General features: G+C 56.6%; 22 protein-coding genes and 1 pseudogene. 13 read left to right on the forward strand and 10 right to left on the reverse strand.

The genetic code is table 11. The features are described from left to right. Both QE435_RS00380 and QE435_RS00385 read right to left on the reverse strand, forming a co-directional pair. Window positions 1–1,167, reverse strand: coding sequence for a mandelate racemase/muconate lactonizing enzyme family protein (locus QE435_RS00380; RefSeq protein ID WP_349039781.1), 1,167 nt, complete (start codon window positions 1,165–1,167; stop codon window positions 1–3). Beyond that, window positions 1,164–2,072, reverse strand: a complete 909-nt coding sequence (locus QE435_RS00385; RefSeq protein ID WP_349039782.1) for a dihydrodipicolinate synthase family protein — start codon at window positions 2,070–2,072, stop codon at window positions 1,164–1,166. The genes QE435_RS00380 and QE435_RS00385 overlap by 4 nt, the downstream gene beginning before the upstream one ends. A 115-nt stretch (window positions 2,073–2,187) precedes the next feature. On the opposite strand from QE435_RS00385, the gene QE435_RS00390 reads away from it, so the two are divergent. Together QE435_RS00390 and QE435_RS00395 are read left to right on the forward strand one after the other, a co-directional pair. Then, window positions 2,188–3,099, forward strand: coding sequence for a 2-dehydro-3-deoxygalactonokinase (locus QE435_RS00390; RefSeq protein WP_349039783.1), 912 nt, complete (start codon window positions 2,188–2,190; stop codon window positions 3,097–3,099). A gap of 69 nt (window positions 3,100–3,168) precedes the next feature. Then, a complete protein-coding gene (locus tag QE435_RS00395) occupies window positions 3,169–3,795 on the forward strand; it encodes a GDSL-type esterase/lipase family protein (RefSeq protein ID WP_349039784.1) in 627 nt (208 codons plus the stop codon). Window positions 3,796–3,983: 188 nt separating this feature from the next. Here the strand turns inward: QE435_RS00395 and QE435_RS00400 are convergent, their stop codons facing one another. Continuing rightward, window positions 3,984–4,961 (reverse strand): SDR family oxidoreductase, encoded by a 978-nt coding sequence (locus QE435_RS00400; RefSeq protein ID WP_349039785.1) that lies wholly within the window; start codon window positions 4,959–4,961, stop codon window positions 3,984–3,986. Window positions 4,962–4,965: 4 nt separating this feature from the next. Beyond that, on the reverse strand, window positions 4,966–5,622 hold the full coding sequence (locus tag QE435_RS00405) for a DUF2306 domain-containing protein (RefSeq protein ID WP_349039786.1): 657 nt from the start codon (window positions 5,620–5,622) through the stop codon (window positions 4,966–4,968). Window positions 5,623–5,783: 161 nt separating this feature from the next. Here QE435_RS00405 and QE435_RS00410 point away from each other — a divergent pair, with 161 nt between their 5' ends. Together QE435_RS00410 and QE435_RS00415 are read left to right on the forward strand one after the other, a co-directional pair. Next, complete coding sequence (locus QE435_RS00410) at window positions 5,784–5,966, forward strand: cupin domain-containing protein (RefSeq protein ID WP_349039787.1); 183 nt, start codon at window positions 5,784–5,786, stop codon at window positions 5,964–5,966. A 7-nt stretch (window positions 5,967–5,973) separates the two neighbouring features. Continuing rightward, a complete protein-coding gene (locus tag QE435_RS00415; RefSeq protein ID WP_349039788.1) occupies window positions 5,974–6,717 on the forward strand; it encodes an AraC family transcriptional regulator in 744 nt (247 codons plus the stop codon). Between the two features lie 232 nt (window positions 6,718–6,949). On the opposite strand, the gene QE435_RS00420 is transcribed toward QE435_RS00415, so the two are convergent. The 3 genes from QE435_RS00420 to QE435_RS00430 form a co-directional block, all read right to left on the reverse strand. Continuing rightward, the gene (locus QE435_RS00420; RefSeq protein ID WP_349039789.1) at window positions 6,950–7,894 is read right to left on the reverse strand and encodes an isoaspartyl peptidase/L-asparaginase; all 945 of its coding nucleotides are present in this window, start codon (window positions 7,892–7,894) and stop codon (window positions 6,950–6,952) included. 72 nt (window positions 7,895–7,966) lie between these two features. Further along, window positions 7,967–9,559 carry an ABC transporter substrate-binding protein gene (locus QE435_RS00425; RefSeq protein ID WP_349039790.1) on the reverse strand — a complete coding sequence of 531 codons (1,593 nt, stop codon included), beginning with the start codon at window positions 9,557–9,559 and terminating at the stop codon, window positions 7,967–7,969. Further along, entirely contained in the window at window positions 9,556–10,119 is a 564-nt protein-coding gene (locus QE435_RS00430) for a MarR family transcriptional regulator (protein ID WP_349039791.1), read from the reverse strand. Before QE435_RS00430 ends, QE435_RS00425 begins: the two co-directional genes overlap by 4 nt. 37 nt (window positions 10,120–10,156) lie before the next feature. On the opposite strand from QE435_RS00430, the gene QE435_RS00435 reads away from it, so the two are divergent. From QE435_RS00435 to QE435_RS00460, 6 genes and pseudogenes are all read left to right on the forward strand, one after another. Next, a complete protein-coding gene (locus QE435_RS00435; protein ID WP_349039792.1) occupies window positions 10,157–11,026 on the forward strand; it encodes a creatininase family protein in 870 nt (289 codons plus the stop codon). 62 nt (window positions 11,027–11,088) lie between these two features. Continuing rightward, window positions 11,089–12,061, forward strand: a pseudogene (locus tag QE435_RS00440) (ABC transporter permease). Continuing rightward, window positions 12,061–12,936, forward strand: a complete 876-nt coding sequence (locus QE435_RS00445) for an ABC transporter permease (RefSeq protein WP_349039793.1) — start codon at window positions 12,061–12,063, stop codon at window positions 12,934–12,936. The pseudogene QE435_RS00440 and the gene QE435_RS00445 overlap by 1 nt, the downstream one beginning before the upstream one ends. Continuing rightward, complete coding sequence (locus QE435_RS00450) at window positions 12,933–14,660, forward strand: ABC transporter ATP-binding protein (RefSeq protein ID WP_349039794.1); 1,728 nt, start codon at window positions 12,933–12,935, stop codon at window positions 14,658–14,660. The genes QE435_RS00445 and QE435_RS00450 overlap by 4 nt, the downstream gene beginning before the upstream one ends. 19 nt (window positions 14,661–14,679) lie before the next feature. Beyond that, window positions 14,680–15,564: a polysaccharide deacetylase gene (locus tag QE435_RS00455; RefSeq protein WP_349039795.1), complete on the forward strand. Its 885-nt coding sequence runs from the start codon at window positions 14,680–14,682 to the stop codon at window positions 15,562–15,564. Beyond that, entirely contained in the window at window positions 15,557–16,312 is a 756-nt protein-coding gene (locus QE435_RS00460; protein ID WP_349039796.1) for an SDR family NAD(P)-dependent oxidoreductase, read from the forward strand. The genes QE435_RS00455 and QE435_RS00460 overlap by 8 nt, the downstream gene beginning before the upstream one ends. A 368-nt stretch (window positions 16,313–16,680) precedes the next feature. On the opposite strand, the gene QE435_RS00465 is transcribed toward QE435_RS00460, so the two are convergent. Next, a complete protein-coding gene (locus QE435_RS00465) occupies window positions 16,681–18,630 on the reverse strand; it encodes an ABC transporter ATP-binding protein/permease (RefSeq protein ID WP_349039797.1) in 1,950 nt (649 codons plus the stop codon). 640 nt (window positions 18,631–19,270) lie between these two features. On the opposite strand from QE435_RS00465, the gene QE435_RS00470 reads away from it, so the two are divergent. After that, a complete protein-coding gene (locus QE435_RS00470; protein ID WP_349039798.1) occupies window positions 19,271–19,501 on the forward strand; it encodes a hypothetical protein in 231 nt (76 codons plus the stop codon). A 691-nt stretch (window positions 19,502–20,192) separates the two neighbouring features. Here QE435_RS00470 and QE435_RS00475 read toward each other — a convergent pair. Continuing rightward, window positions 20,193–20,570, reverse strand: a complete 378-nt coding sequence (locus QE435_RS00475; RefSeq protein ID WP_349039799.1) for a helix-turn-helix domain-containing protein — start codon at window positions 20,568–20,570, stop codon at window positions 20,193–20,195. Window positions 20,571–20,669: 99 nt separating this feature from the next. On the opposite strand from QE435_RS00475, the gene QE435_RS00480 reads away from it, so the two are divergent. Further along, complete coding sequence (locus tag QE435_RS00480; RefSeq protein WP_349041097.1) at window positions 20,670–21,731, forward strand: SDR family oxidoreductase; 1,062 nt, start codon at window positions 20,670–20,672, stop codon at window positions 21,729–21,731. Between the two features lie 332 nt (window positions 21,732–22,063). Here the strand turns inward: QE435_RS00480 and QE435_RS00485 are convergent, their stop codons facing one another. Beyond that, window positions 22,064–22,420, reverse strand: coding sequence for a helix-turn-helix domain-containing protein (locus QE435_RS00485; protein WP_349039800.1), 357 nt, complete (start codon window positions 22,418–22,420; stop codon window positions 22,064–22,066). Window positions 22,421–22,522: 102 nt separating this feature from the next. Here QE435_RS00485 and QE435_RS00490 point away from each other — a divergent pair, with 102 nt between their 5' ends. Beyond that, window positions 22,523–23,623, forward strand: a complete 1,101-nt coding sequence (locus tag QE435_RS00490) for an NADH:flavin oxidoreductase/NADH oxidase (protein WP_349039801.1) — start codon at window positions 22,523–22,525, stop codon at window positions 23,621–23,623. Window positions 23,624–24,093 lie beyond the last annotated feature (470 nt).

Genomic DNA, 24,093 nt, shown 5'->3' on the forward strand with positions numbered 1-24,093 from the left:
TCAGATAGGTTCAATAAGCGCGAGCGCCGCCTCCGACGGCTTAACGCCCAGTCCCGGGCCAGAGGGCAGGTAATATCTGCCTTCGCGGCAATCCATGTCGCCGTAAAGCAGGCGACGGTTGGGCTCGAAAATCGAGTGCTGGAACTCGTGGCCTTTCAAAGTAGGCAATGTCGATGCCGCCTGTAGGCTAGCCGCGAGGAAGATGCCCGCGCCAACCGTTGCGTGCGGGATGACATCTATGCCGTGCTCGGCTGCAAGAGCGCCAATGCGGATGAAATTGGTAACGCCCTTGTGGCCCATTTCCGGCTGCACGATCGCGATGCGGCAGCGTTCAACACGGGCGCGCATGTCCCAGTGGGTGCGCCATTCCTCTCCTACAGCGATCGGAACCTCTGTTCCCTTCGATACCTTTTCCAACCCGGCAATATCTTCTGTCCAGACAGGCGCCTCAGCGAACCAAGGATCGAATGGCATCATCTCGGCTATGAGTTCCAGCGCCTGTTCCGGCGTCTGGTTCCAATGCATGTCCGCGGCAATCTTGGCCCGGGGGCCGAGGACGCGCCGGAGATTGGCGATTTCCGCCGCTGGGCCATCGTCGGCAACCGGCGTCGCGAATTTAAACGCTTCGAAACCCCGATCCTGCCAATATTTCGCCAGTTCGCCGCGCGCCTTCAATGTCTTTTCTGGAAGGCCCGAAACATAGGCGGAGAAACTACCCGCTCCGCCTCCGAGGAGGTCGCGAACCGATTTTCCTGCTTCCTGTCCGGCAATGTCCCAAAGGGCTATGTCAAGCGCGGCTAGCGCGTCCACGTAAAAGCCGCCGGTATAGCCTCGCACGCGCATCATGTCGTAAAGGTCGTCATAGATCGCGGACGGATCGGAAGCATCACGGCCGATTACGAAGCCGGCCAACAGATCATTGATTAGAGCCGCCACCGCGCCAGGCGCAACGATACCATAGGTCTCGCCCCACCCCACGACGCCAGCCTCGGTCGTCATACGCACTAGTACGCTGCGGTCGAAAGTAGGATAGACCGTTCGATTGCCCTTGCGCACTATGTAGCCATTCGGGTTGATCGCCTCCCCTTCCCTGAGCGCGCCGAGATAAGGAACCTCACGCGGCTGGGTCAGCGTGAAGACTTCGATGGTTGCGACGGGGCTGTTCATGCGGCCTCCGCGGCGACAAGGCCGAGCTCCACCAGATTGACGTCGATATCGGCAATGGCGGCCGTATCAAGCTCAGGCGTCGGAGCACGCACGCTAACGCCTTCTATTACACCGCGACGGGCCAGTACATACTTAGTCAGCCTCATACGATATACAGCCTGCAACACCAGGAGGGGCAGGGTGCGGACATAGATCTGGCGAGCTTCTGCCTTCCGCCCGGCGACCAGCGCCCGGTCGATTGCCACATGTTCCTCGGCGATCTCCAGCGCCGGCATGGCCGCAGTCGCACCACGGGCGTATTCGTCCAGAATGTAACGCGCGCCGCCACCACCAATGACGCCTTTTAACGTCGAGGGTGCGTGAGAGATGATGTGGCTGATGGCTGGTCCGGCAGGAAGGGTCTCTTCTTTGACGTAGGTGATCTGCGGCAGTGCTCTCACGATTTCAACTATCGCCTCCGGCGAAAGATCTGAGCCGCGCGGAGCAGGGGCGTTCTGCAGGATGATTTCAACTTCGGGCAGTTCTTCAACGATCCTGCCTAGGAATTCGATCAGGGCTTGGGCATCTGTTCCAACGGACTTAGGAGGCTGCACCATCAGGTGCCGAATGCCAAGCGCGAATGCCGCCCTTCCGTGCTCGACCACCTCATGCCAATCGGCCGCACTAGCACCCGCCACGACCGGCACACGGCCGGTTACTGCGTCTACCACGATCTTCAGCAGCGTTGCGCGCTCGGTGGCGTCCAACGTCTCCACCTCACTAGCGAAGCCGGGAAACACGACACCGTCCACACCCCTATCGAGTGCGAACATCACCAGCCGCTTCATACCCGCTTCGTCAATGCGACCACCGGCCAAGAACGGGGTGGGTAAAACGGGTAAAATCCCTTTCAGATGTGCGACCATCTTCTTACTCCCTTCGAGTATCATATGTTGATACCTTGAAATCACTAGTTGACACTATCTGTACATCCGCCATATGACAAGCCCCAATATGAAATGAACGAGGAGGCTAAAAGACATGGCGGTAGCGACAAACTCGATCATCGTCGATTGGGGAACCACATCACTGAGGGCGGCGCTCGTAGGAGAAAACGGCGAAGAACTCGATCATCTAGAAACCGAAAACGGCATCTCGAGCCTTCGCCAGGGTGAGCACGAGGCGGCGCTGATGACAGCACTTGCGCCCTGGTTTTCACGGTACGGGGCCCTGCCCGTTGCCGCTCTAGGAATGATTACCAGCAGAAATGGATGGATCGAGGTTCCTTACGTTCCGTGTCCCGCAGGCCCGACAGAACTCGCTTACGGAACGGCGCGCAGGTCGCTGCCGAACGGGTCTGATCTCGTTTTCCTGCCGGGTATTAATGACACCGCGCGCCAGCCTTTTCCGGACGTAATGCGAGGCGAAGAGACCCAGATCGTCGGCCATGGCCTCTCTAAGGATGCCACCCTCATCATACCAGGAACCCACAGCAAATGGGCACGCGTGAAGGAGGGACGAATTGACGGCTTCCAGACATTCGTCACCGGTGAGATCTTCAACTTGCTTATCAATCATTCTTTCATCGCGCGCGGATCAACGCAGCCGCCGGTGGATGATCCGGAGGCTTACCGATGGGGTCTGCATGAGGCGAAACATTCCGCCACCATGCTGTCGCTGCTTTTTTCGGCGCGGACTGGTGGCCTCGCCGGCAGGCTGTCATCGGAGCAGTTGCGTTCCTACGTGCGGGGACTGGTCATCGGGCAGGAGTTTCGCCAAGCCCACGAGGCCGGCTGGTATGCGGAAGGAGATGAAGCAACTATCGTCGGCAATGACGGGCTGAACGATCTCTACCTTGTTGCCGCAAATCTATTCGGCCTCAAGACTTCTATAGCTGGGGATGACGCTCTTTCTAAAGGTGCCCTGGCTGTACTGCGCCAATGCCTTTCGTAGACCGTGCCGAGTCCAGCATCGAGGCATGGCTTGTGCCGATCTTTCCAGTACTACTGTTTTAGGAGTGTCATGTACGACTTCCCAGTCAATATCGGCACCAGCCGTCACGAAAGTGATATCATTGCCGTTCTTGCTCGTCTTGAACGCATCGGTATTCCTGACGATCCGATCGCTTTTTACGGCTCGTCCTCGTTTCGAATCTGGAATTCCATCACCGAAGATCTTCGCTCGCTAAACATCGTGAATTTGGGGTTCGGCGGGGGTACCTACCTCTCCGCCACCCACTACCTGCACCAGCTCCTGATCCCTCTAAGTCCAAGCAGAGTCGTTCTCTATTTCGGAGAAAACGACATTGCGAGCGACGGTCTCAAGGCTAAAACGACGCTTCGACACCTGCAGGATCTGCGCGGTCGCATCCATGAAGCGCTACCGCAGGCAGACGTGTTTGTCCTGGCGATCAAGCACAGTCCGGCGCGCTGGATCTATCGGCACGAGTTTGATCTCTTCAACCAGACGGCACACGACTGGTGCAACAGCTGCGAACGCACAACATGGCTGGATTTGAACGCTGGCCTTTTGGGCGAAAATGGCCTGCCGATGTTCCGTTACTATCTACCCGATCTCGTTCACCTGAATGCAGCAGGCTACGCAGTCTGGTCGGACGCATTTAAAAACAACTTGGGTCCGTTGAGCTGAAACGGGATGAGCCTTTATTGGAAGAGCTTTCGAGCAGAATAAATGCATGCGAGCACTTCTAAAGGGGTTACGTCGACGACCATTTATTTTCGCTCTCAACCCCGAGACGAACGCTGAGCGACTTTAGGATCTTGTCCAGGATTGTCGTGGAAAAAGACACGCGATCCTGATCGACACTGGCCGAGCACTTATCCGAAATAGTCCGGTCCTTCGAGGTCATCGATTAGTGTGGGTCCAAACGGCTGCCAGCCGAGTTCCTGTCTGGTCCGCTGGCTGTCGACGGGATTGTCGACTGCCACGAAGGGCGCCAGGAAGCCAAGCTGGCGCTTGGCGTAAATTGGAGTTGCAGATCGCACGCGCAGTCCGAGGCGTCTTGCCATGATCTCCGCAATAAGCCTGAAGTCGACCCCTTCTTCTACCGCGCCATGATAGACACCCCCGTACCGGCCCTTCTCCAGCACCAGCTCGAAAAGAGACACCGCATCACCGATATGCACGCCGCTCCACCGATTTGAACCGTCTCCAACATAAAGGACCTCACCATGCTTACGGGCCACTGTTGCGAGTTGTGGAATTAAGCCGCTATCGCCTCTGCCGTGGACCGAAGGCGCTAGCCGGACGATAGAGGCACGAACGCCCCGCCCCGCCCATTGCTTTACCAGTGCCTCGCTAACTGCACGAACGTGCCCGGGCGACCGGCAATCGGGCGCATCTGTTTCTATGGCGCATCGTTCAGCGTGGTTGCCAGGTGCGCTGGCCACGCCCATGGTGGCGAACGCCGTCACCATCGGGCGTCCGGAACCGCTCAGCGCGCCGGCCAAAGCATCAACGGCCGCGTTGTTCGTAGCCGTGATGGCATGCATCATTCTGCCGACAATGCCGCCAGGCCAACCACCGAGCAGCGCGTTGAAAAGTCTTCGTTGCGACAGGTCGCTGGGTGAAAAGCTGTAGGCGAGATGGATAACGCCATCAGCATCGGCAGCACCTCTACGGAGGATATCGAGATCCAGGATGCTGCCAGCAATTGGACGCGCGCCCAAAGATCGTAATTTATGCTCTGCTGTCCTTGAACGGGCCAGTCCGACGATCTCGTGGCCTTTTGATGACAAATGCTCGATCAGCGCTGGCCCGATGAAACCGGTCGCTCCCGTCAAGAAGATACGCATTTGATTATTCCCCAGGAATTGTCACCGGATGAGCGACTGCCGAGGAGATCGGCCGACGCAAGAGATAGATCTCGGCGAGGAGCACGTTGGGAACCCAGCACGCCCACGCGATGGTACGATAGGCTGTCAGAAAGTCGACGTCGAAGACATCCGCGAGCGGCACGTAGATACGAAGTGTTATTGCCGAGAGCGTGAGAGCAAAGGATCGTATCATCCATCGTCGATGCGCTACGACACGGCCGGCGAGAACCTCGCGAACCGCCAGACCCGTCGAAGTGAGCCAAGCAAGACTGAGTGCGGTAAAACCCGCACCGGCCGCCAGACCCGAGGTCTGACCCGCGACTAGCACGAGCGCCGCCAGGCCGCCGCTTGCGCATCCAAGTGTGTAGAGACGGCCAATATATCTGTGGACCCACGGCCACCGCGTCCTTACACCAGGCAAAAATTGCCAGGGGCCCAAAAGTAGTGCCGTAGCGGCACCGGCCGCATGCACCGCGATCCACGGATCGAAATACCGGTTTGCCGCGATATTCGGCGGGATCGGCCCCTTTCCTGTAAGATACCTATAGGAAACCAGTGCCAAAGCGGTTGAGGCCACTGCCGCCACCGCCCATATGCACCGGTCCACGCGGGACCGTAACGCAAGCACCGCCATCATCATCGCGTCTCAAAAATGCTACCGCTCCGCGGCGGCTGGGGAGTCCAGGGGAAAGACATAAGATATCCTTTTATGAACGAACGTCTTGAGACTAGCCGCGCCGCTTCGAACCATCTATGCTCAATTATCCTGAAAATCCTCGAGATCGTTCGAAAATGGATCCATTGTCCGACATCTTGACCATCTTGAAGCCGCGTCGACTGAAGACTGGTGCCACGGATGCCGCTGGCGACCTCTCCATCCGCTTCCCCCCACATGAGGGCCTCTACTGTTACGCGATACTGGAAGGTGCATGCTGGTTGACGGTTGAGGAAGAACCCGCACCCGTTGCGACTTGGAGCCGGTGACTGCGTTTTGCTGGCGAGCGGTCGTTCCTTTCGCATCAGTAGCGACCCAAATCTCGCGCCTGTGGATGCCGCCACCTTCTTGGCTGGCCGAAGCAACGGCGAGATTGTTACCTACGGAGAGGGCGGCGGTTGCTTTATCTGCGCCGCGCATTTTGATTTCGACAGTCCTGATTCCAGTCTGCTACTGAGCCTGCTTCCGCCGGTTGTCCATATTAACGACGAAACCGATCAGACGGCGATGCGCTGGGCGCTCGATAGAATGATGGCGGAGTTACGGGCTCCTAGAGCTGGCAGCGATCTTCTCGTCGAGCACCTCTCGCACCTGATACTGATACAGGCGCTGCGACAGCACCTAACCATGCGCGATGGCGCGCGTGTGGGATGGCTTTCTGCGCTGGCTGATCCTCCCATGGCGGCGGTGATCGCGGCCCTGCATGCGGCGCCGGCTCGCAAATGGAGCGTCGCTGCAATGGCCAAGCTCGCGGGTATGTCGCGCACGGTTTTCGCGCTCCGCTTCAAGGCGAGCGTCGGCGCCAGTCCAATGGAATATCTCACGCGTTGGCGCATGATGCTGGCTGCCGATGCGCTAAGGAAGCCCCACAAAACCATATCCTCGGCTGCGATAGCGGTCGGGTATGATTCTGACAGCGCCTTCAGCACCGCCTTTAAGCGCGTTATGGGCTGCACGCCGCGCAAGTATCGCCTAAAAATGAGCGGCGTCACTTCGTCTAACGCTCCATCTTCCTTATAGCGTTTACGCTTCCGCGGTGACCGTAACTCAGCTGCTCGTCGGCCGCTTGAACCGGTGACAGTAATTTGAGCTTTTTGATGTGTGCACCAAGTACACTTGGTCCTCGGAATTACCGCGTCCCGACGGGCCGCGCTTCAGGAAACGACTGCGGATGACGACGCGCTTTGTATGCGTCAGTCTTTGTTGATAAAACGCTCCGCATCAAGTGGTGCATTGCGTCCAAGACCAGGCATCATAGCGCAAACACCTGATCGTGAGTAGCAACGAAGAACTGTCCTTCGGATGTGACCCATCCGCGAAACATACCATCTGTATTATAGGGCGCAGCAATCGAGCCATCTGCACCGACGGCGACAAGCCCGGCACCGATACCATGTGGTTTCAGGTCGTAATGAATGACCCTGGAAGCTGCCTGCTCCACTGTCTCGTTGAGGTATCCGATGCGGCTTGCCACTTCGTGACCCACCGCGTAGCGGATGAAGAATTCGCCTTTGCCGGTGCCAGATACAGCGCAGACGCCGTCCCGCGCGTAGGTGCCAGCGCCAACGATGGGCGTGTCGCCGATACGACCGACCGGCTTGTTGTTGTAACCACCCGTGGAGGTCGCCGCCGCCAGGTGTCCAGCCGCATCGAGAGCAACCGCTCCAACCGTTCCGTGTTTTTCGGATTCACTCGCCACAGCCTCTGTTCCTTCTTCGGCATGGGCCTTCATCGCAGCCAGTGCTTTGACGCGCTTTTCCGTGGTGAAGTATGCGTTCTCGACGATGTCTAGACCTTCTACTCTGGCAAAATCGTCCGCAGCCGGGCCTCCCATCATAACTGCCTCACCCTTTTCCATAACACGCCGTGCGGCCTTGATCGGATTGCGGATGCGTCTTGCAAGAGTGATGCCACCGGCCTCCAGCGTTGTGCCGTTCATGATCGAGGCCTCAAGCTCATGGTCACCAGCAGCATTGAGCGCCGCGCCATAACCGGCATTGAAATGCGGGCTATCTTCCATCACGACCACTGCGGCTTCCACCGCATCAAGCGCTGAGCCATTGGATGAAAGGACTGCCCAGCCGGCTCGCAACGCATGGGCGAGATCAACACGCGCTGCCTCCCACTCTGCTTCGGTGAGGCCAAGTTTCGCCATCACGCCGCAACCACCATGAATCGCCAATGCGATCTTTCCCATGCTTCTTCCTTCCCTTAAACAAAATCAGCCGGGCAAAGCCTCACCCGGCTGCGTCTACGCGGTCCGCGCAGATTACTTGGCAGGACGAATATTCATCGCCAACGTATCTTCATCCGAACGTGGCACGATGGTGATTGTCTTCTTCATGCCCCATGCCGAGATGATCGAGGCAATCGACAGATTAGGCCGATCGGAGGCCACGATCGCGTTGGCATCCTTTAGATATTGCTCTCGCTTGCCAGCATCCATTTCGAGACCAGCCTGCTCGATCAACTTGTCCAGTGCAGGATTGGAATAACCGCGAATATTGAAGGCACCAAGCTTCTTTGCTGGCTCGTTGGTGTGAACCAGAGACGACAGTGTGTAGTTGGCCTCACCTGTCAGCGTGCCCCAGCCAGACATGGTCAGCGAATAGTCGCCGCGTGTATTGGCGGGGAAGTAGACGGCTCCAGGCTGGGCATTCGCTTCGACCTGAATGCCAATTGCGGCCAACATCTGCGCGATCGTGGTTCCGGCATCCTTGTCGCCTGGAAGGCGGTCATTGGTGAAGGAGAAGGTGACCTTAAAGCCGTCCGGGTACCCGGCTTCTGCCAACAGAGCCTTTGCCTTTTCAACATCAGATTTCGTCGGCTTCACATCGGGGTTGTAACCGAAAATGTTCGGTGTCACGAGCTGTGACTGGACCGTGCCCATGCCCTCCATGGCGATCTCGGTAATGGTTTCCCTGTCGATGGCAAGGTCGAATGCCTCGCGCACTTTTGGATCGATGAACGGGTTTTTTGGCAGCGGTGTGCCATCCTTGGCGCTAACCTGGGGCGACTTTTCACGAAAGTCAAAGGCGATATTGAACAGATAGACGCTGTCCTGGCGAACGATAGTCAGCTTCGAGTCCTGTTCCAGCGTCGGCACGTCGGAGGCCGGGATACGTGCGATGAGATCAACCTGTCCGGCCTTCAGCTGGGCCACGCGAGCCGCATCATTGGGCAATTCCTTGCGGATGACCTTGTCCCACGGCTCAGTGCCACCCCAGTAGCCGTCAAACCTTTCCAGAACGAGCTGTTCCTTGGGCGTCCACGACACGAACTTGTAAGGACCGGTGCCGATGGCAGCCTTGCCGGAATTGAAGCCTTCGGATGCCTTTTCGGCGCTGTCGGAATAATCCTTAGCAGCGATGTGCGAGACGACGAACAAACGGATGAAATCATTCGGTAAGTTCGGAGCCGGGCCATCGGTCTTGACGCGGATGGTGAGCGGATCAACGATTTCGACGCCCTTCACGCGGCGCACATAGATCGTAGTCGGGTTCGGGCCGGCAACACGCGGTATGCGCTCGATGGAGAATTTCACGTCTTCGGCGGTAAAGTCGGATCCGTCGTGGAATTTGACGCCCGGACGCAGTTTGAATTCCCAGGTGCTGTCGTCAATTGCCGTCCAGCTGGTGGCAAGACCAGGCTCAAGTTCGAGGTTGTTGCCAGATTTAATCAGAGAGTCGTAAATATGCTTCATCGCTTCGGCGTGGGTGCCAGCAGCGGTGAAATCCGGGTCGATCGACAGCGGGCCGGCGCGCACGCCGATTGTTAGATCGGCCGCAAGGGCGGCACTTGAGACGCCACCGAGCAATGCCGCTGCAACCACGGCTGTTTGGAAGGATTTGGCGATAATCATTCTTCGTTCTCCTCTGTCGTTGTCATTGGTGGCCAATTCGGTGAATCCACGACGACCTTGGCGAGCAGTTCCGACAGCATCAGCTGTTCGGCAGGCGTCAGGGATGAAATCATCGCCTTCTCGCGCTCGACCATCGGCTGCATCGCCTGTTCAACGATGCGCTTGCCTTCGTCGGTGATGGTGAGAACAAAACTTCTCAAATCCGTCTGATCGATGTCGCGGCGGATAATGTTCTTGTCGATAAGTTTCTGAATCGCGCGGCTGATCGTATTCTTGGGAAAGCCGGACGAACTGCAAATGGCGCTAGCGGTCAGTCCGTCAGACAGGCCAAGCGAATAAAGCACGACGAATTCCGGCCGCGGAATCCCATGTTCCTTTTCGATCAGTCGGTAGATCGGCTCATTGAATTGCAGCGCGAGAAAGTTGAAGCGAAACGACAGCCAACACGGATTGTGCCAAAGCTTGATGGAAACAAGCGGCTCTACCCCATGGCTTCCGGCGGCGGCTTTGCCACCTTCCCGCAGCAGAACATCAAGTGTTGGTATCCGTGATTGTCGCACTCAACCCTCGCCTCAAGGAAATTCATTTTAGTCCCGTATGGAACTTGACGCTGGTTTAATTCGCTGTCAATTTCTTTTTTTAGTTCCATTTAGAACTTTGCTCGAAGGGGCGCAGATGGGCAAAAAGCACAAATATTGTGCTTTAGCGCGGTATGGTGGACGTTCTTTGCGCGTTTGCCTCGACAATGAGAATGAGGATGGTGAATTGAAGATAGCCGACATGAACTGGATGCACGTTGAAGAGCGCGTTGCGGAAAACGATTGCTGCATTTTACCTATCGGAAGCGTCGAACAGCATGCCTATCTTAGCCTCGCCACAGATATGATCCTCGCCGAGAAGATCGCTATCGACGCCGCCGAGCCGCTGGGTATCCCAGTTTTTCCGGTCATGCCCTATGGTCTTGCCTCATCCTTCGCGACGTTTCCCGGAACGCTAACGCTGTCGCTGTCTACCTATATCGGCGTGATCAAAGACCTGCTCGACAGCATGTACCGTTCCGGTTTCCGCCGCATCCTCGTCATCAATGGCCACGGCGGCAATGTGCCCGCGACGACCGTCATCTCCGAGTGGCTGAACACGCATCCGGATGCGTCCGTCAAATTCCACGACTGGTGGCGAGCACCGAAGACGTTAGCCAAGGTGCAGGAGATCGATCCGGCCGCTTCGCATGCCTCTTGGATGGAGAACTTTCCATGGACACGCACGACGGATCAACGCCAGCCGGACACATCCAAACCGCAGATCGACTACGCAGCACTGGCGCGCGTCGGCGCAGCACGTAAACGCGAACTGTTGGGCGATGGCAATTATCACGGGCTCTACCAGCGACCAGATGAAGACATGCTGGCGATCTGGGATACAGCCGTGATGGAGACGCGCGCGCTGCTGGAGACTAACTGGCACTGACCACCACACGCAGATCGTAAAGAGACGGGCAAACCCGCATAAAACGGGAGAACTGGTAACGTATGTTTGGTTTCATCCTGCAAAGGCTATGGCAGGCGATCATCGTGGTCATCGCCATGTCGGCGCTCGTGTTCTGCGGTGTCTACGCTGTCGGCAATCCCATCGACGTCTTGATCTCTCCCGACGCGACGCAGGACATTCGTGCTGCCGTGATTGCGCAATATGGCTTGGATCAATCGCTGTGGCAGCAATATTTGACCTTTGTTGGTCGCATCCTCCATGGCGATTTTGGGCGATCCTTTGTCTACAACATGCCCGTCAGCGAGTTGATCCTGACCCGCCTTCCGGCAACGCTGGAACTGACGTTGGCTGCGGTGCTGTTTGCCAGCCTGATTGGCATACCCATCGGCATGTATGCCGGCTACCGCCCACACAGTCCTGTCTCGCGAGCCATCATGACCTTATCAATCCTTGGCTTTTCAGTACCAACCTTCTGGTTCGGGCTGATGCTGATCATGGTCTTTGCGGTTCAATGCGGTTGCATGCCGGCCGGTGGACGTGGGGAAACAATCAGTCTTTTCGGTATTGATTTCAGCTTCCTGACCGGGGATGGCTTGCGCCATCTGATATTGCCCGCGCTCAATCTAGCACTGTTCAAGTTCTCGTTGATGATCCGGCTTGCGCGTGCCGGGACCCGTGAACTGATGCTGAGCGATACCGTGAAGTTTGCGCGTGCCGCAGGTCTTTCGGAATTCACTGTGCTGAGCCGTCACGTTCTACGGCTGATTTCGATCCCGCTTGTCACAGTCTTCGGGCTGGAACTCGGCTCGACACTGGCGTTCGCGGTTGTGACTGAAACGATCTTTTCTTGGCCGGGGCTTGGCAAACTCATCATCGACAGCATCACCTCGCTCGACGCGGCCTGTCATGGTTGCTTACCTGATGTTCGTCGCCCTTCTGTTCATTGTCATCAATCTCGCGGTCGACCTCGTCTATGCGCTGCTCGACCCGCGTTTGAGAAAGGGACGTGCCTGATGCGCGATACTCCGTTCTACCGGTTCCTGGAGGAATTTCGCGGCAACAGGGTCGCTCTTGCTGCTGCCGTTATGGTGTTCTTCATCGTACTGGTCGCCGTCATCGCCCCACTGGTCACGCCTCAGGACCCGTACGATCTCACCCATCTGGTGCTGCGCGATGCCCGCCGCCCACCGGGTTATGTCGGTACCGGCGGTTACACCCACTGGCTGGGTACGGATTCGCAAGGCCGTGATCTTTTGTCTGCCATCATCTATGGTCTGCGCATTTCGCTGCAAATGGGCATCATCGCCGGCGGCGTCGCCTTCGTCATCGGGGCCGTGGTCGGCTGCGCTGCCGCCTATATCGGCGGGCGTTTCGAGAGCCTTGTCATGCGCATCGTGGATTTGCAGCTTTCTTTTCCAGCGATACTACTCGCCTTCGTCATCGCAGCGGTTCTTGGTCAGGGGCGCTATCAGCTCATCGTGGCGCTGATCTTCGCCCAATACGCCTATTTTGCCCGCACCGCCCATGGTGCTGCAGCAGCCGAACGGCAAAAGGATTACGTCGAGGCAGCACTCTCCATTCCGCTTTCACCGTGGCGTGTGGTGCTAAAACATATCCTGCCTAATTCTCTCCCGCCGCTCATTGTTGTCGCGACCGTACAGGTGGCGAGCGCCATTTCGCTTGAGGCGACGCTTTCCTTTCTCGGTGTCGGCCTGCCACCGACAGAACCATCCCTCGGCATGTTGATCGCCAACGGCTTCCAGTACCTGCTTTCGGGCCGTTACTGGATCTCGATCTATCCCGGCGTCGCCCTGATCCTCTTCATCCTCTCGCTTAATATTGTCGGTGATCAGATACGCGACCAGCTCAACCCGAGGCTTCGCCGATGACACCATTAACTCTCGCTACATCTGCTCCACCGCTTCTCGACGTCACCAATCTGAAGACCTGGTTCCCAAGTGGCCGAGGGGAAGTGAAGGCCGTCGATGGCATCTCCTTTTCCATTGCCCCCGGTGAGGTGCTGGGTGTTGTCGGTGAATCCGGCTCTGGCAAATCGATTACCGGTTTCTCCATCATCGGTCTGATCGATGAGCCCGGCCGTATCGTTGAGGGGTCCATCAAGCTGGAGGGTCGTGAGTTGGTCGGCCTGCCTGCCCACCAACTGCGCGCCATTCGCGGCAAGTTCATCTCCATGGTCTTTCAAGACCCGATGATGACGCTAAATCCGGTGCTGAGCATCGGCACGCAGATCAAGCTGGCGTTGGAAGCCCACGAAAACATTAGTAGCTCGGACGCGCGCGATCGCGCGATCAAGGCCTTGGCTCAGGTGCGGATCAGCGATCCCGAACGCAAGGTCGATTTCTTTCCGCACCAGTTTTCCGGCGGCATGCGGCAGCGTGTGGCAATTGCCATCGCCCTGCTGCACCGGCCCAAGCTGATCATTTGCGATGAACCGACAACTGCGCTGGACGTATCAATCCAAGCTGAAATCCTGGCCGAGATGAAGGAACTGGTCGCTGACCTCGGCACCGCACTGATGTGGATCAGCCATGACCTTGCAGTCGTCTCCTCAATCGCTGACCGGGTGGCCGTGATGAGGTCCGGCAAAATCGTCGAAGTCGGCCCAGCTCTGGGTGTCTTGACGAAACCGCAGCACGACTACACCAAGGCACTGCTTGAAGCGTTGCCTTCGCGCGCCAAACCCGGCGAGCTGTTGTTGCGCGGCAGCGGTACTGCCGATGCGGCACCACCACCGCGAAAGACAGCGACTGCCAATCTACCTCCGCTGGGCAGCTCTTACCTGGTGATCGACAATGCCGTAAAGCGCTTCGAAAAGCCCGTGGGCCTTCTGCACGGGTGGGCCATCAGGTCCGGCCTTTCGCAGCCTGTAGCTGTCGTCAAAGCCGTTAATGGCGTCTCGATCACAGTGAGTCGCGGTGAAGTACTGGGGCTGGTGGGCGAATCCGGTTCTGGCAAGTCAACGCTGGGGCGTATGGCAGCCGGCATCACTGTGCCAACGACGGGGGCGATTCGCCTTAATGGTCATCCGGTTATGAGTGCTGGCCGTAGCCCGACAAAGATCACGACGCGAATCCAGACCATCTTTCAGGACCCGTTCGCATCTCTCAATGGCCGCATGCGCATTGGCGATATCGTCGCTGAAGGACCACTCGCGCATCGGTTGATAAGCCGCGCGGAGGCACCCGATTACGTCAGAAAATGGCTGGCAGCGGTGGGGCTTGATCCGACATTTACCAATCGTTTTCCGCACCAGTTCTCCGGTGGGCAGCGACAGCGCATTGCCATTGCGCGCGCACTCGCCATGCAGCCTGATGTGATTGTTTGCGACGAACCAGTCGCATCTCTGGATGTCTCTATACAGGCGCAGATCATCAATCTGTTGATCCGGTTACGGTCAGAGCTTGATCTGTCGCTGCTCTTCATCAGCCACGATCTCTCCGTGGTTCGCCATCTCTGCGATCGCGTTGCCATCATGTATCAGGGCCGTATCGTCGAAGAAGGCGAAACGAGCGCGATCTACTCTAATCCGCAGCACGATTACACGAAGCGACTGCTCGCTGCCGTTCCAGTTTTGCCGCAAGCTGCCGAATAAATACGAGGGAGAACGTTTTATGGAACCCTGGGAATGGGATGAGGCCACATGGCGTGGCAAGGTCGAGAAAGTTCGCGCCGGTCGTTCGCTGAAGCCAAAGATATGGAAGAACGGAGCGCGCTGTGCAGTTGCGCTTTCCTTCGACAGCGACCACGAAACCAATGAATTGCGTGACGGTGGGGAATCCATCGGTCGGCTGTCGCAGGGCCAATATGGCAACCGCCGGGGCGTCCCACGCATTCTGGAAACCTTGAAGCGAGCCGACGTGCCCGCCACCTTTTTCGTGCCAGCCGTTGCCGCACTCTTGTATCCCGATGAGCAGAAACGCGTGATCGCCGAGGGCCATGAGATCGGTCTGCATGGCTGGATCCATGAGGTGAACACGAAAGTGCCGCCAGAAAAAGAGCGCGAACTGCATCTGCGCGCTGCCGACACGATAGAGAAGATCACTGGCGTTCGCGCGCTGGGAATGCGCACTCCATCTTGGGATTTTTCGGCGGTTACTCTGCAAATCGAGCGTGAACTCGGGCTTCTCTATGATAGCTCACTGATGGCTGACGATGATCCTTATGAGCTGCTTGAAGACGGCGAGCCGACCGGCATGGTGGAGTTGCCGGTAGAATGGATCAGAGACGATGCCGTCTATTTCAACATGAACCGTTTTACCGCCCACCGCCCCTACACACCGCCGTCTGCCGTACTCGACATCTTCAAACGTGAATTCAACCGTGCCTATCATGAAGGTGGTCTGTTTCTGTTGACCATGCACCCGCATGTCTCTGGTTACCGGTCGCGTATTTTCATCCTCGAAGAGCTTATCCAGCATATCCAGAGCCATGACGACGTGTGGTTCGGCACGCATGCAGACATTGCGCGTTACGCCAAGGAGAACGCCGATGACTGATGAGCCCCACAAAGTCGCTGTGGTCACAGGCGGTGGTCGTGGCATTGGCCGCGCTTGTGCATTGGATCTTGCAAAGCACGGTTTCGATATCGTTCTTGTGGATCTGATTGGCGACGATCTGGCGCGCACCGCAGCAGAAATCCGTGACCTGTCGCGCCAAGCCCTGACTTTTGTGGCCGATGTGCGCAATCACAAGCGGGCCGCCGAGATCGTGGTGGAGGTCGAAGCGGCGTGGAAGCGGATCGACGTTCTCTTCAACAATGCTGGTTGCCCCATGCCGAAGGGAATAGAGGACATCTCGGAGGAGGAGTTCGATACCACTATCGACATCAACCTCAAGGGCGCGTTCAACTACATCCAGCCGACGGTCCCCGTCATGCGCCGTAACGGCGGTGGCCGCATCATCAATATGTCCTCGATGAACGCTCATACCGGCGGCGTCACGAGTGCCGTCAGCAAGTTCTCCTATACTGCAGCCAAAGCCGGTATTCTAGGAATGACGAAGGCACTTGCGAAGGAGCTTGCACCCGAAATTGTCGTCAACGCCGTTTGCCCTGGTGTTATAAAGACTGAGCGTTCTAACGCGATGATCGACGCGCGAGAAGCGCAGCTTGCGGCAGGCATAGCGATGAAACGGGTTGGTACGCCGCAGGATGTTGCAAGCGTAGTAACGTTCCTCGCGACCTCGGAGCCAAATTTTCTGACGGGCCAAGATATAGAGATAGATGGGATGCAGTGGGTCCGTTGAGGCATAATCGCCTTTGAAGACGAGCTCGCGAGTCGATGGCGGTCGGATAGCGCGCGGTCTTAGCCTACGTTTGCAGACATCCAGCGGCGCCATAAGGACCTTTGACGGCACTGATCTATGAAGCACAGCCGATGTTCGCGAATGCTGGATTTCCTACAAGGAAAGCGCCGGTAGCCGGGGCCTGGCTTCTCAGCGTGTGGGCAACCGTGGCTCCGTGTTCGAAGTCGTCTCTACGCAACAGGTCGGATCGGATTAAAAAAATCGTCCGGTGCGTTGCCTCAAACACTCTTGGTGCGGATTAGGATAGTGAGCTCCCAGCAATATCTTGGCTTCACCACGAGGCAGCCATAGGTCTCGTCCTGAAAAAATCAGTTCCGCTTCACCATCCGCCGGAGCACGGAACCCTTCCTTGATTTCTGAGGAATGAGCTCAATGTCACTTACCAGCTTCGCGCCACCTTCACGGCGCTCCAACGTAATCTTTCGGCTATGGAATGCTTCAAGCTCGGCACGATGAGCCACGCTAATGATCGTGGCATCGGGAAGCTCATCGATAACAGTCTGCATCATTTTGTCCTGGCTTTTTTCATCCAGGGCTGCGGTCGCCTCATCCATGACGATAATGTCGGGCGCGTTGAGCAGCAGGCGCGCAAAAGTAAGCCGCTGTTTTTCACCGCCAGACAAAGTCTGGTCCCAAGGCGCTTCGTCTTCGATCTTGTCCTTGAGTTGACCGAGACCAACCTTTTCTAGAGCCACGCCGATCTCTTCCGCTGTCCAGCTTTCCGCCGGCTGCGGGTAGGACACGGCGCGCCGTAGCGTCCCGGCTGGAATGTATGGCCGCTGCGGCAGCATGAAAAGCTGACTGCCAGCGCGAAAATTCACGCTACCACCGCCCCATGGCCAGAGGCCTGAAATCGCTCGAACCAGCGTACTTTTGCCCGAACCGGACTCACCTGAAACCAGCACCCTCTCGCCCGCCCCAATTGCCACATCTGTCTCTTTGACGACCGCGGTGCCATCGCCCAGCGCGACGGATACATCCTTAAGTCCGAGCATGGTTTCGCCCTCTGTCTCACCACGTAAAATACGGCCGACAGTCTCGCTTTTTTCCGCCCGCTCAAGGCCATCAAGCGACATCATTAAGGACGCCACGCGTCGTGCGCATGCGTTCCAGTCCGCGAGGCGCGGATAGTTATCGACGAGCCAGCCGAAGGCGGACTGCACAATGGTGAAAGCTGACGCTGCCTGCATGACCTCGCCGAGCGACATGCTGCCATCAAGAAACTTAGGTGCGCACAACAGGAGCGGCACGACGGGTGCAATCAACATCGAACCATTGGAGACGACGGTGGTGCGCATATATTGCTGCGCCATGAGCCGCCACTGCCCCCGGACATTACCGAATCTCTTGTCAAGATCGCTGCGCTCCTCCTCTTCCCCACCAAGCAGTGCGATGCTCTCGCCATTCTCTCTGACCCGCGTCAGTGTGTAGCGATACTCCGCTTCGACCTGGTTCTTCACCTCGGAAACCTTGACGAAATTTCGGGCAATGAAGGCGATAGCTGTCGAGGTAATTGCCGCATATATGACCGCTGCGATGACCAGAAAGCCCGGGACGGTAACCCAAACCCCACCGACCTGCAGAGTTAGCGCGCCTCCGATTGTCCAAAGGACAACGATAAAGGTGGAGGCGGATACGAAGGCCGCGATTACGCCGGAGACAAAGTCGACCGGTGCTTCGGTAGCGATGCGCATGTCTTCCGAAAGCCTTGCCTCTGGATTCTTATGATCGCCATCAATCAGGTTCAGCTGGTAGTAGCGACCGTTCGCAATCCATCTGCCAACCAACACCTTAGTCAGCCAAGACCGCCAGCGGCGCTGAATACGCATTCTGACATAGACCTGAGACGTGACGATGAAGACGCTCCCTAGAACCAGGAGCGGAAATATGGATGCGAGAGAATAGACCGTAGACGCATCGCGTTTTTCGATCGCGTCGAATATTCCGCGATTCCAGACATTGACCCCATATTGAATGGCAACATTGATGCCGATCATCGCCAGTAGGCCTAGCGTGAACACCCATGCCAGCTTGTCACCGCGTCGGCTCCAGAAGCCCCGCGCGCTGATCCAAAATCGTTTGAGCAGATACCGTCGGCGTGCTTCCTCAGCCTCTTCCGGCGTCAGGCCCGCAGCAGGTTCCACTTCCTCTGGGGGAAGCTCCTCGGCATCATGATCAACATCTTGGGAGGATACGGCTTTGTTTGCGGTATTTTCCGCGCCAACAGCCGGTTCAGCTTTTACGTCGTCAGTTTTCATGGGCGCTGAACGACGGGCGGTACGAAAGGTTTCACGACATAGTGAGTGACAGTGAAATTATTCCGGAGGCCTTCAAACTCGAGAGTGAAGGTTATGGTTCGAGAGGATGCCTGTTGTCCGATGGAACGATTTAAGCCCAGGGGTCTGCATGCGGAGAAGAAACTCACGCGCACTGCTGGTGACGTCCTCGTTCGCGGGTCGACCATCCCGGCGGGGTCCCCCGCACCCAACATCATAGACAAAAAATGCAGATCTAATCCTGCAAAACAGAGCGGCCCGTCGGTCAGCTGTAGCTCGCGATCTCTCGCGTTCGCTCCTATGCCCTTTGTCTGTTGCATTTCGTTGTCGTTATTGCAAAACCGCTGCACACTTTTGTGCGATATGCCTCAGGATCTCCTCGAGGATAAGAACAGATGCTCAAAAAGAACCGCTCTGTTCCCTTCTTCCCCTCTTTACAGCCATCGGAGACTTGGCCATCGAGCATCCGCTAAGCAGCCCGCTGTTTAATATCACCCCGCGACAGGTGATGAAGTCTCTAAAAAATCGACCTCTAGATGTTGCCTCACGGTTTGTTTCAGGGCATCATAATTCGGCAGTACCAGCTGCATATTCTTCATTTGCCAAACCCGAGGAGGTACAAATGGAAGGTGCACCCGTACGTTTTAGAGCGATCGAGGACTGTGAAGCCGCAGGAGTTCCCATTCCCGCCGGCCCCTACATCGGCAGCGAAAAAATAGAGACCGCAGACAACCACCCAGCTAAACGCGCCTTTCTCTACAGCCTCGATCTGGCTGAGAAAGGTGCAATCCTCGACGTCACGCCGCTGGTCGAGCTCGGAAAGATAACGGTGGTCCGACAAAGCGCGCTCTAGTTATGGCGTTTGGAAAAATTCGGCTTACTGAAACCCTCCAAATCCGGAGGGTTTCTTTTTGTAGCTGGGCCTGTACCTGTTATCGCGCCATCATGGTCTTCGCTGATCGTGTCTGTGACGTCTGAAGCAGCGTTCGGCCGATCCATTGTATCGACCTCGTTGTCTTCCATGAGCCTGCTATAACCGACGAGGTCGCCTGCCATGACTGACATAAGGCGCCCATTTCCCCGCGAAGGGAGTTCGTCTCTCGTTCTTTCGCCCGCCTTTGCATGAGAAATGGTGGCGCGCACGACCAATATGGCCATTCCCCCAAGCCGTGTTGGCGAACAGCAAAAGCAGCTAGCGCATGGGCCCGTTTGCAAGGGTAGCAGCTTCGTAACGATTGGTCAGTTGCTCCAAGCCATCCTTTTCATCTGCGCAAAGACAGGTCGAATGCCGTCCATGAGGATCTTGCCCCCCCGTTTTCACAATCGCTGTTGAGCCGCTCTCATTGCCGTTGCGGGGATACTCCACGCCTTACTCAAGCTCGGTTTTTTCTGAGCGAATAGACTGCGTGTCGCAACGATGGCCGTATCCCGCGGTGAACAAACGGTGGAGGAATTTATCTTTTTGCATACGGTGACCGGTGTGCGCGTCATCATTGCTATTCTGGAACGACGATATCGATGACATCGACCTAGCTTCCAGACACCTACCGCCTTGAGGTTCGACGAGGTTCAAGCGCGTCAAGAGCATCGGCATTGTCCCTGCCCCAAGCATACAGTAGCTCGACGGGTTCGACGAAACGCTGACCTAGATCGGTCAGTCGATATTCGACGGCAGGCGGTCTCGTCGAATGCACATGTCGCGAAACAAGTCCGGAATGCTCCATCTCCTTCAATGTTTGCGTCAGCATCTTTTTTGAGATGCCGGGCAGACTTCGTTCCAACACACCTGTCCTTGCCCTACCCTGATGAAGTTTGTGCAACGTATGCAAGATCATGCTCGTCCATTTGGTCGAGAATAGTTCCAGCACCCGGCGGGGCGCGCAGTCCTCGCGCCAGTCCTCTTCATCGCTACCCGGTCTCATCGTGGTCACCTCCTGGTATCCATGTCCCCAAACTGTGCCATCTACATGTCGACCTGCCTGATGCCTAACTGTGGTTCGATCAAAAAATGGAGCATTATCATGGTTAGAACAGCATTGGTCGTCGGTGCAAGCGGGATCGTCGGCAACGCAACGTCACAGCTGTTGCTGAAAGAAGGCTGGACGGTCTACGGCTTGGCGCGGAGACCTAGCGCTCAAAAGCAGATCCTATCCGTTACCGCTGATCTGCAGAATGCAGAAGAAACAGCGCTGGCTTTACACGATGTGCGCCCCGATGCGGTTTTTGTCACAACCTGGGCCCGCCAGGAGAGCGAAGCTGAAAATATACGTGTCAACTCGGCCATGGTACGCAACCTTCTAGATGGTCTAAGACCTGGTCAGTCGACACGACACGTCGCACTCGTGACAGGGTTGAAACACTATCTCGGGCCATTCGAGGCCTACGGCAAAGGCACTCTACCGGAAACGCCCTTTCGTGAGGAACAAGGGCGTCTTGATGTTGAGAACTTCTATTACGCTCAGGAAGATGAAGTCTTCTCCGCTGCTGAACGCGATGGTTTCACCTGGAGTGTCCACCGTCCCCATACCGTCATCGGCCAAGCCGTTGGAAATGCCATGAACATGGGAACGACGCTCGCCGTATATGCTACCATCTGCCGAGAGACGGGTCGTCCATTTCGCTTTCCCGGTTCGTCCAGTCAGTGGAACGGCTTGACGGATATGACTGACGCCAACCTTCTAGCGAAACATCTGCTTTGGGCAACCGATACACCTCGGGCCTTCAATCAGGCGTTCAATGTCGTCAACGGCGATGTTTTTCGGTGGAAATGGATGTGGCAAAGAATTGCTGGCTGGTTTGGCATAGAGGCAGCGCCTTTCGATGGCACGATCAGTCCTCTGAGCGATCAGATGGACAGCGATGCTGCGATCTGGAGAGACATCGCCAAACGCGACAAACTAGTGGAGCCCGACATTGATCGCCTCGCTTCTCCATGGCACACGGATGCGGATTTGTGCCGTCCCATCGAGGTCGTAACCGACATGAGTAAAAGCCGCCGTCTGGGCTTCAACGAATACCAGCCAACCGACGATGCGTTCTTCGGCCTTTTCGAGAGCTTGCGCAAGAACCACCTTATTCCTTAAAGGTACATTACCCTGAAAGAGCTCGAAAAATGAGACTGCGCCAGCTTTAGCTGGCGCGGACAGCGCGATTATTTGTGCTTGGAAACGTCTGCTTGATCGTCAGAGCCCAACCACATCAGATGGATTGGGTAGAGCTTTGCAACGGTTTCCTAATAGCACCGCCCTCCTCTCCGGATTCATAGGGTAAGGAGTAGCGATAGGCAACTGGACGTGCTGCGATGTGGCAGTTACGATTCCAGAGCCACGGGCCTGTCTCTCTAGGCGAAACTTTATTTAGTATTTCTCTAGCTCTTCGGGACAGGCCGACGGTAGTTGAAAACGACCTGCTTCATTCAAAGATGAGATCTTGTTGCGTCGCCATCAGTGCCTCGGAATGACGCGGGCTTACTACGCATGAGTGCTTCGACAAGGTCTAGTAGCCCTGGAAATCGCTCATTTAGTTCGGCGCGTCGAAGCGCATTCATATGTGTGACGCCTTCATTGCGTGTCCGTACCAATCCTGCTTCCCGCAAGACTCGAAAGTGATGCGAAACGCTAGACTTAGGCCGGCCCCCATCTAACGCACTGCACGTTGCCTCGTCAGTAACACAGAGCTTTTGCACGATCTCGAGGCGCACAGGATCACTCAGGGCGTAGAACACTTGCTCTAGGCTGACGTCTTGAACGGAGGGATGTTTCATGGCTCTCATGCTACCGTTGTTAACACAGGTACGATCGCGGCGCCATTGTTCTATTGTAATCGAACTAACGAAGTTGTAGACCGGCCGTATCCTCGAACCTGGAGACCATCGATGGCAAAGCTGTTTGACACTTTCACCCTCAAAGGCGTTACCCTACGCAATAGAATAGCGGTTTCCCCCATGTGCCAGTACATGGCCACGGATGGTATGGTTTCTGACTGGCACCTTCCCCACTATGCAGGCTTAGCGCGCGGCGGTGCGGGTCTCGTCATCTTGGAAGCAACGGCTGTTTCGAAGGAAGGGCGGATTACACCCGGCGATCTTGGCATCTGGAACGACGCCCAAGCCAAAGCGCTTCGCCCAATCGTTGAGGCCATTAAATCCGCGGGCTCGACGCCGGGCATCCAGATTGCCCACGCCGGCCGTAAGGCTAGCGCCAATCTCCCTTGGGAGGGTGATGATCATATAGCTGATGGTGACCCGCGTGGGTGGCAGACCATCGCACCATCGGCTGTGGCCTTTGGCGGCGACCTCGGGAAAGTGCCGGCTGAGATGACAACGGAAGATATTCTTCGCGTGCAGCAGGATTTTGTTGCTGCAGCCGAACGGGCTCGCGATGCAGGGTTCGAATGGCTTATGCTGCATTTTGCGCACGGCTACCTGGCGCAGAGCTTCTTCTCTGTACACTCCAATCAGCGGCAAGATGAATACGGAGGAAGCCCCGAAAACCGCGGGAGGTTCTTGATTGAGACACTTGCCGCCGTGCGCAAAGTATGGCCCGAAAACCTCCCGCTGACGGCCCGTTTCGGGGTGATCGAGTTTGATGGGCGCGACGAAGAGACCCTTCGAGAATCGATCGCTTTGGTTCGCCGCTTCAAGGAAACAGGTCTCGACGCAATTGACGTCAGCGTCGGTTTCTCCACACCAACGGCGCAAATTCCGTGGGGTGCAAACTTCCTCGCAGAGATAGCCGCACGCGTCCACGTTGAGACCGACCTGCCGGCATCGACCAGCTGGTTCATCAGCGATCCTGTTCAGGCCGATGCTCTTATTCAGGACGGCAAAACGGATATGGTGATGCTGGCCCGTCCGCTACTAACCGATCCGCACTGGCCTTATGCCGCAGCGAAAGTACTCGGCGTTGAAAATCCTGCTTGGGCGACGCTGCCACCACCTTACGCGCACTGGCTAGCACGTTACCGGACCAACTGATCCTCTAGCTGATCCCCACGTGCTTCGACCTAAGAAGGTTGGAGCATGCGGGGTGCGGCCAGGGATTGTGGCGGACCGTCTTTCTACGGCTTTGCCCACGTCGAATTTAGACCAAACGCAACCCCGCATTTGTGGGCCACTTCACCAAGGTATGCCGAACGACTTTCGCATTGCCTTCGCGCATTCTCTGTCGTCCAATGTTCGCCACGCCATACTGGGCACAGAAGTTTCGCGAAATTTGTTCGTAGTTATCATTAAAACTCGGCGTCTCTAAAAGTACCTACTCCAAGCTGCTTGAGAAATAATTCGTAATCTGGCCGAATTATAAGCCGATCAACTTCGAAGATTTCAATAAATCTTCTCCGGTCGCCGGTCCTAAAAAAACTGCTTACGACACATTAGCATTAACTATTTTCCACCCGTCTTCGAAACTTGTTAATCCTGTCATAGATCAAACTCCCTAAAAGCCG

Origin of the sequence: Agrobacterium sp. SORGH_AS 787 (assembly GCF_030819035.1) — a bacterium.
GTDB classification, from domain to species: domain Bacteria; phylum Pseudomonadota; class Alphaproteobacteria; order Rhizobiales; family Rhizobiaceae; genus Agrobacterium; species Agrobacterium larrymoorei_B.

Coding starts and splice junctions, on each gene's coding strand:
- QE435_RS00380 (WP_349039781.1), bottom strand. CDS start 1,167: ATGAACAGCCCCGTCGCAACCATCGAAGTCTTCACGCTGACCCAGCCG.
- QE435_RS00385 (WP_349039782.1), bottom strand. CDS start 2,072: ATGGTCGCACATCTGAAAGGGATTTTACCCGTTTTACCCACCCCGTTC.
- QE435_RS00390 (WP_349039783.1), top strand. CDS start 2,188: ATGGCGGTAGCGACAAACTCGATCATCGTCGATTGGGGAACCACATCA.
- QE435_RS00395 (WP_349039784.1), top strand. CDS start 3,169: ATGTACGACTTCCCAGTCAATATCGGCACCAGCCGTCACGAAAGTGAT.
- QE435_RS00400 (WP_349039785.1), bottom strand. CDS start 4,961: ATGCGTATCTTCTTGACGGGAGCGACCGGTTTCATCGGGCCAGCGCTG.
- QE435_RS00405 (WP_349039786.1), bottom strand. CDS start 5,622: ATGATGATGGCGGTGCTTGCGTTACGGTCCCGCGTGGACCGGTGCATA.
- QE435_RS00420 (WP_349039789.1), bottom strand. CDS start 7,894: ATGGGAAAGATCGCATTGGCGATTCATGGTGGTTGCGGCGTGATGGCG.
- QE435_RS00425 (WP_349039790.1), bottom strand. CDS start 9,559: ATGATTATCGCCAAATCCTTCCAAACAGCCGTGGTTGCAGCGGCATTG.
- QE435_RS00435 (WP_349039792.1), top strand. CDS start 10,157: ATGGAACTTGACGCTGGTTTAATTCGCTGTCAATTTCTTTTTTTAGTT.
- QE435_RS00445 (WP_349039793.1), top strand. CDS start 12,061: ATGCGCGATACTCCGTTCTACCGGTTCCTGGAGGAATTTCGCGGCAAC.
- QE435_RS00450 (WP_349039794.1), top strand. CDS start 12,933: ATGACACCATTAACTCTCGCTACATCTGCTCCACCGCTTCTCGACGTC.
- QE435_RS00455 (WP_349039795.1), top strand. CDS start 14,680: ATGGAACCCTGGGAATGGGATGAGGCCACATGGCGTGGCAAGGTCGAG.
- QE435_RS00460 (WP_349039796.1), top strand. CDS start 15,557: ATGACTGATGAGCCCCACAAAGTCGCTGTGGTCACAGGCGGTGGTCGT.
- QE435_RS00465 (WP_349039797.1), bottom strand. CDS start 18,630: ATGAAAACTGACGACGTAAAAGCTGAACCGGCTGTTGGCGCGGAAAAT.
- QE435_RS00470 (WP_349039798.1), top strand. CDS start 19,271: ATGGAAGGTGCACCCGTACGTTTTAGAGCGATCGAGGACTGTGAAGCC.
- QE435_RS00475 (WP_349039799.1), bottom strand. CDS start 20,570: ATGAGACCGGGTAGCGATGAAGAGGACTGGCGCGAGGACTGCGCGCCC.
- QE435_RS00480 (WP_349041097.1), top strand. CDS start 20,670: ATGGTTAGAACAGCATTGGTCGTCGGTGCAAGCGGGATCGTCGGCAAC.
- QE435_RS00485 (WP_349039800.1), bottom strand. CDS start 22,420: ATGAGAGCCATGAAACATCCCTCCGTTCAAGACGTCAGCCTAGAGCAA.
- QE435_RS00490 (WP_349039801.1), top strand. CDS start 22,523: ATGGCAAAGCTGTTTGACACTTTCACCCTCAAAGGCGTTACCCTACGC.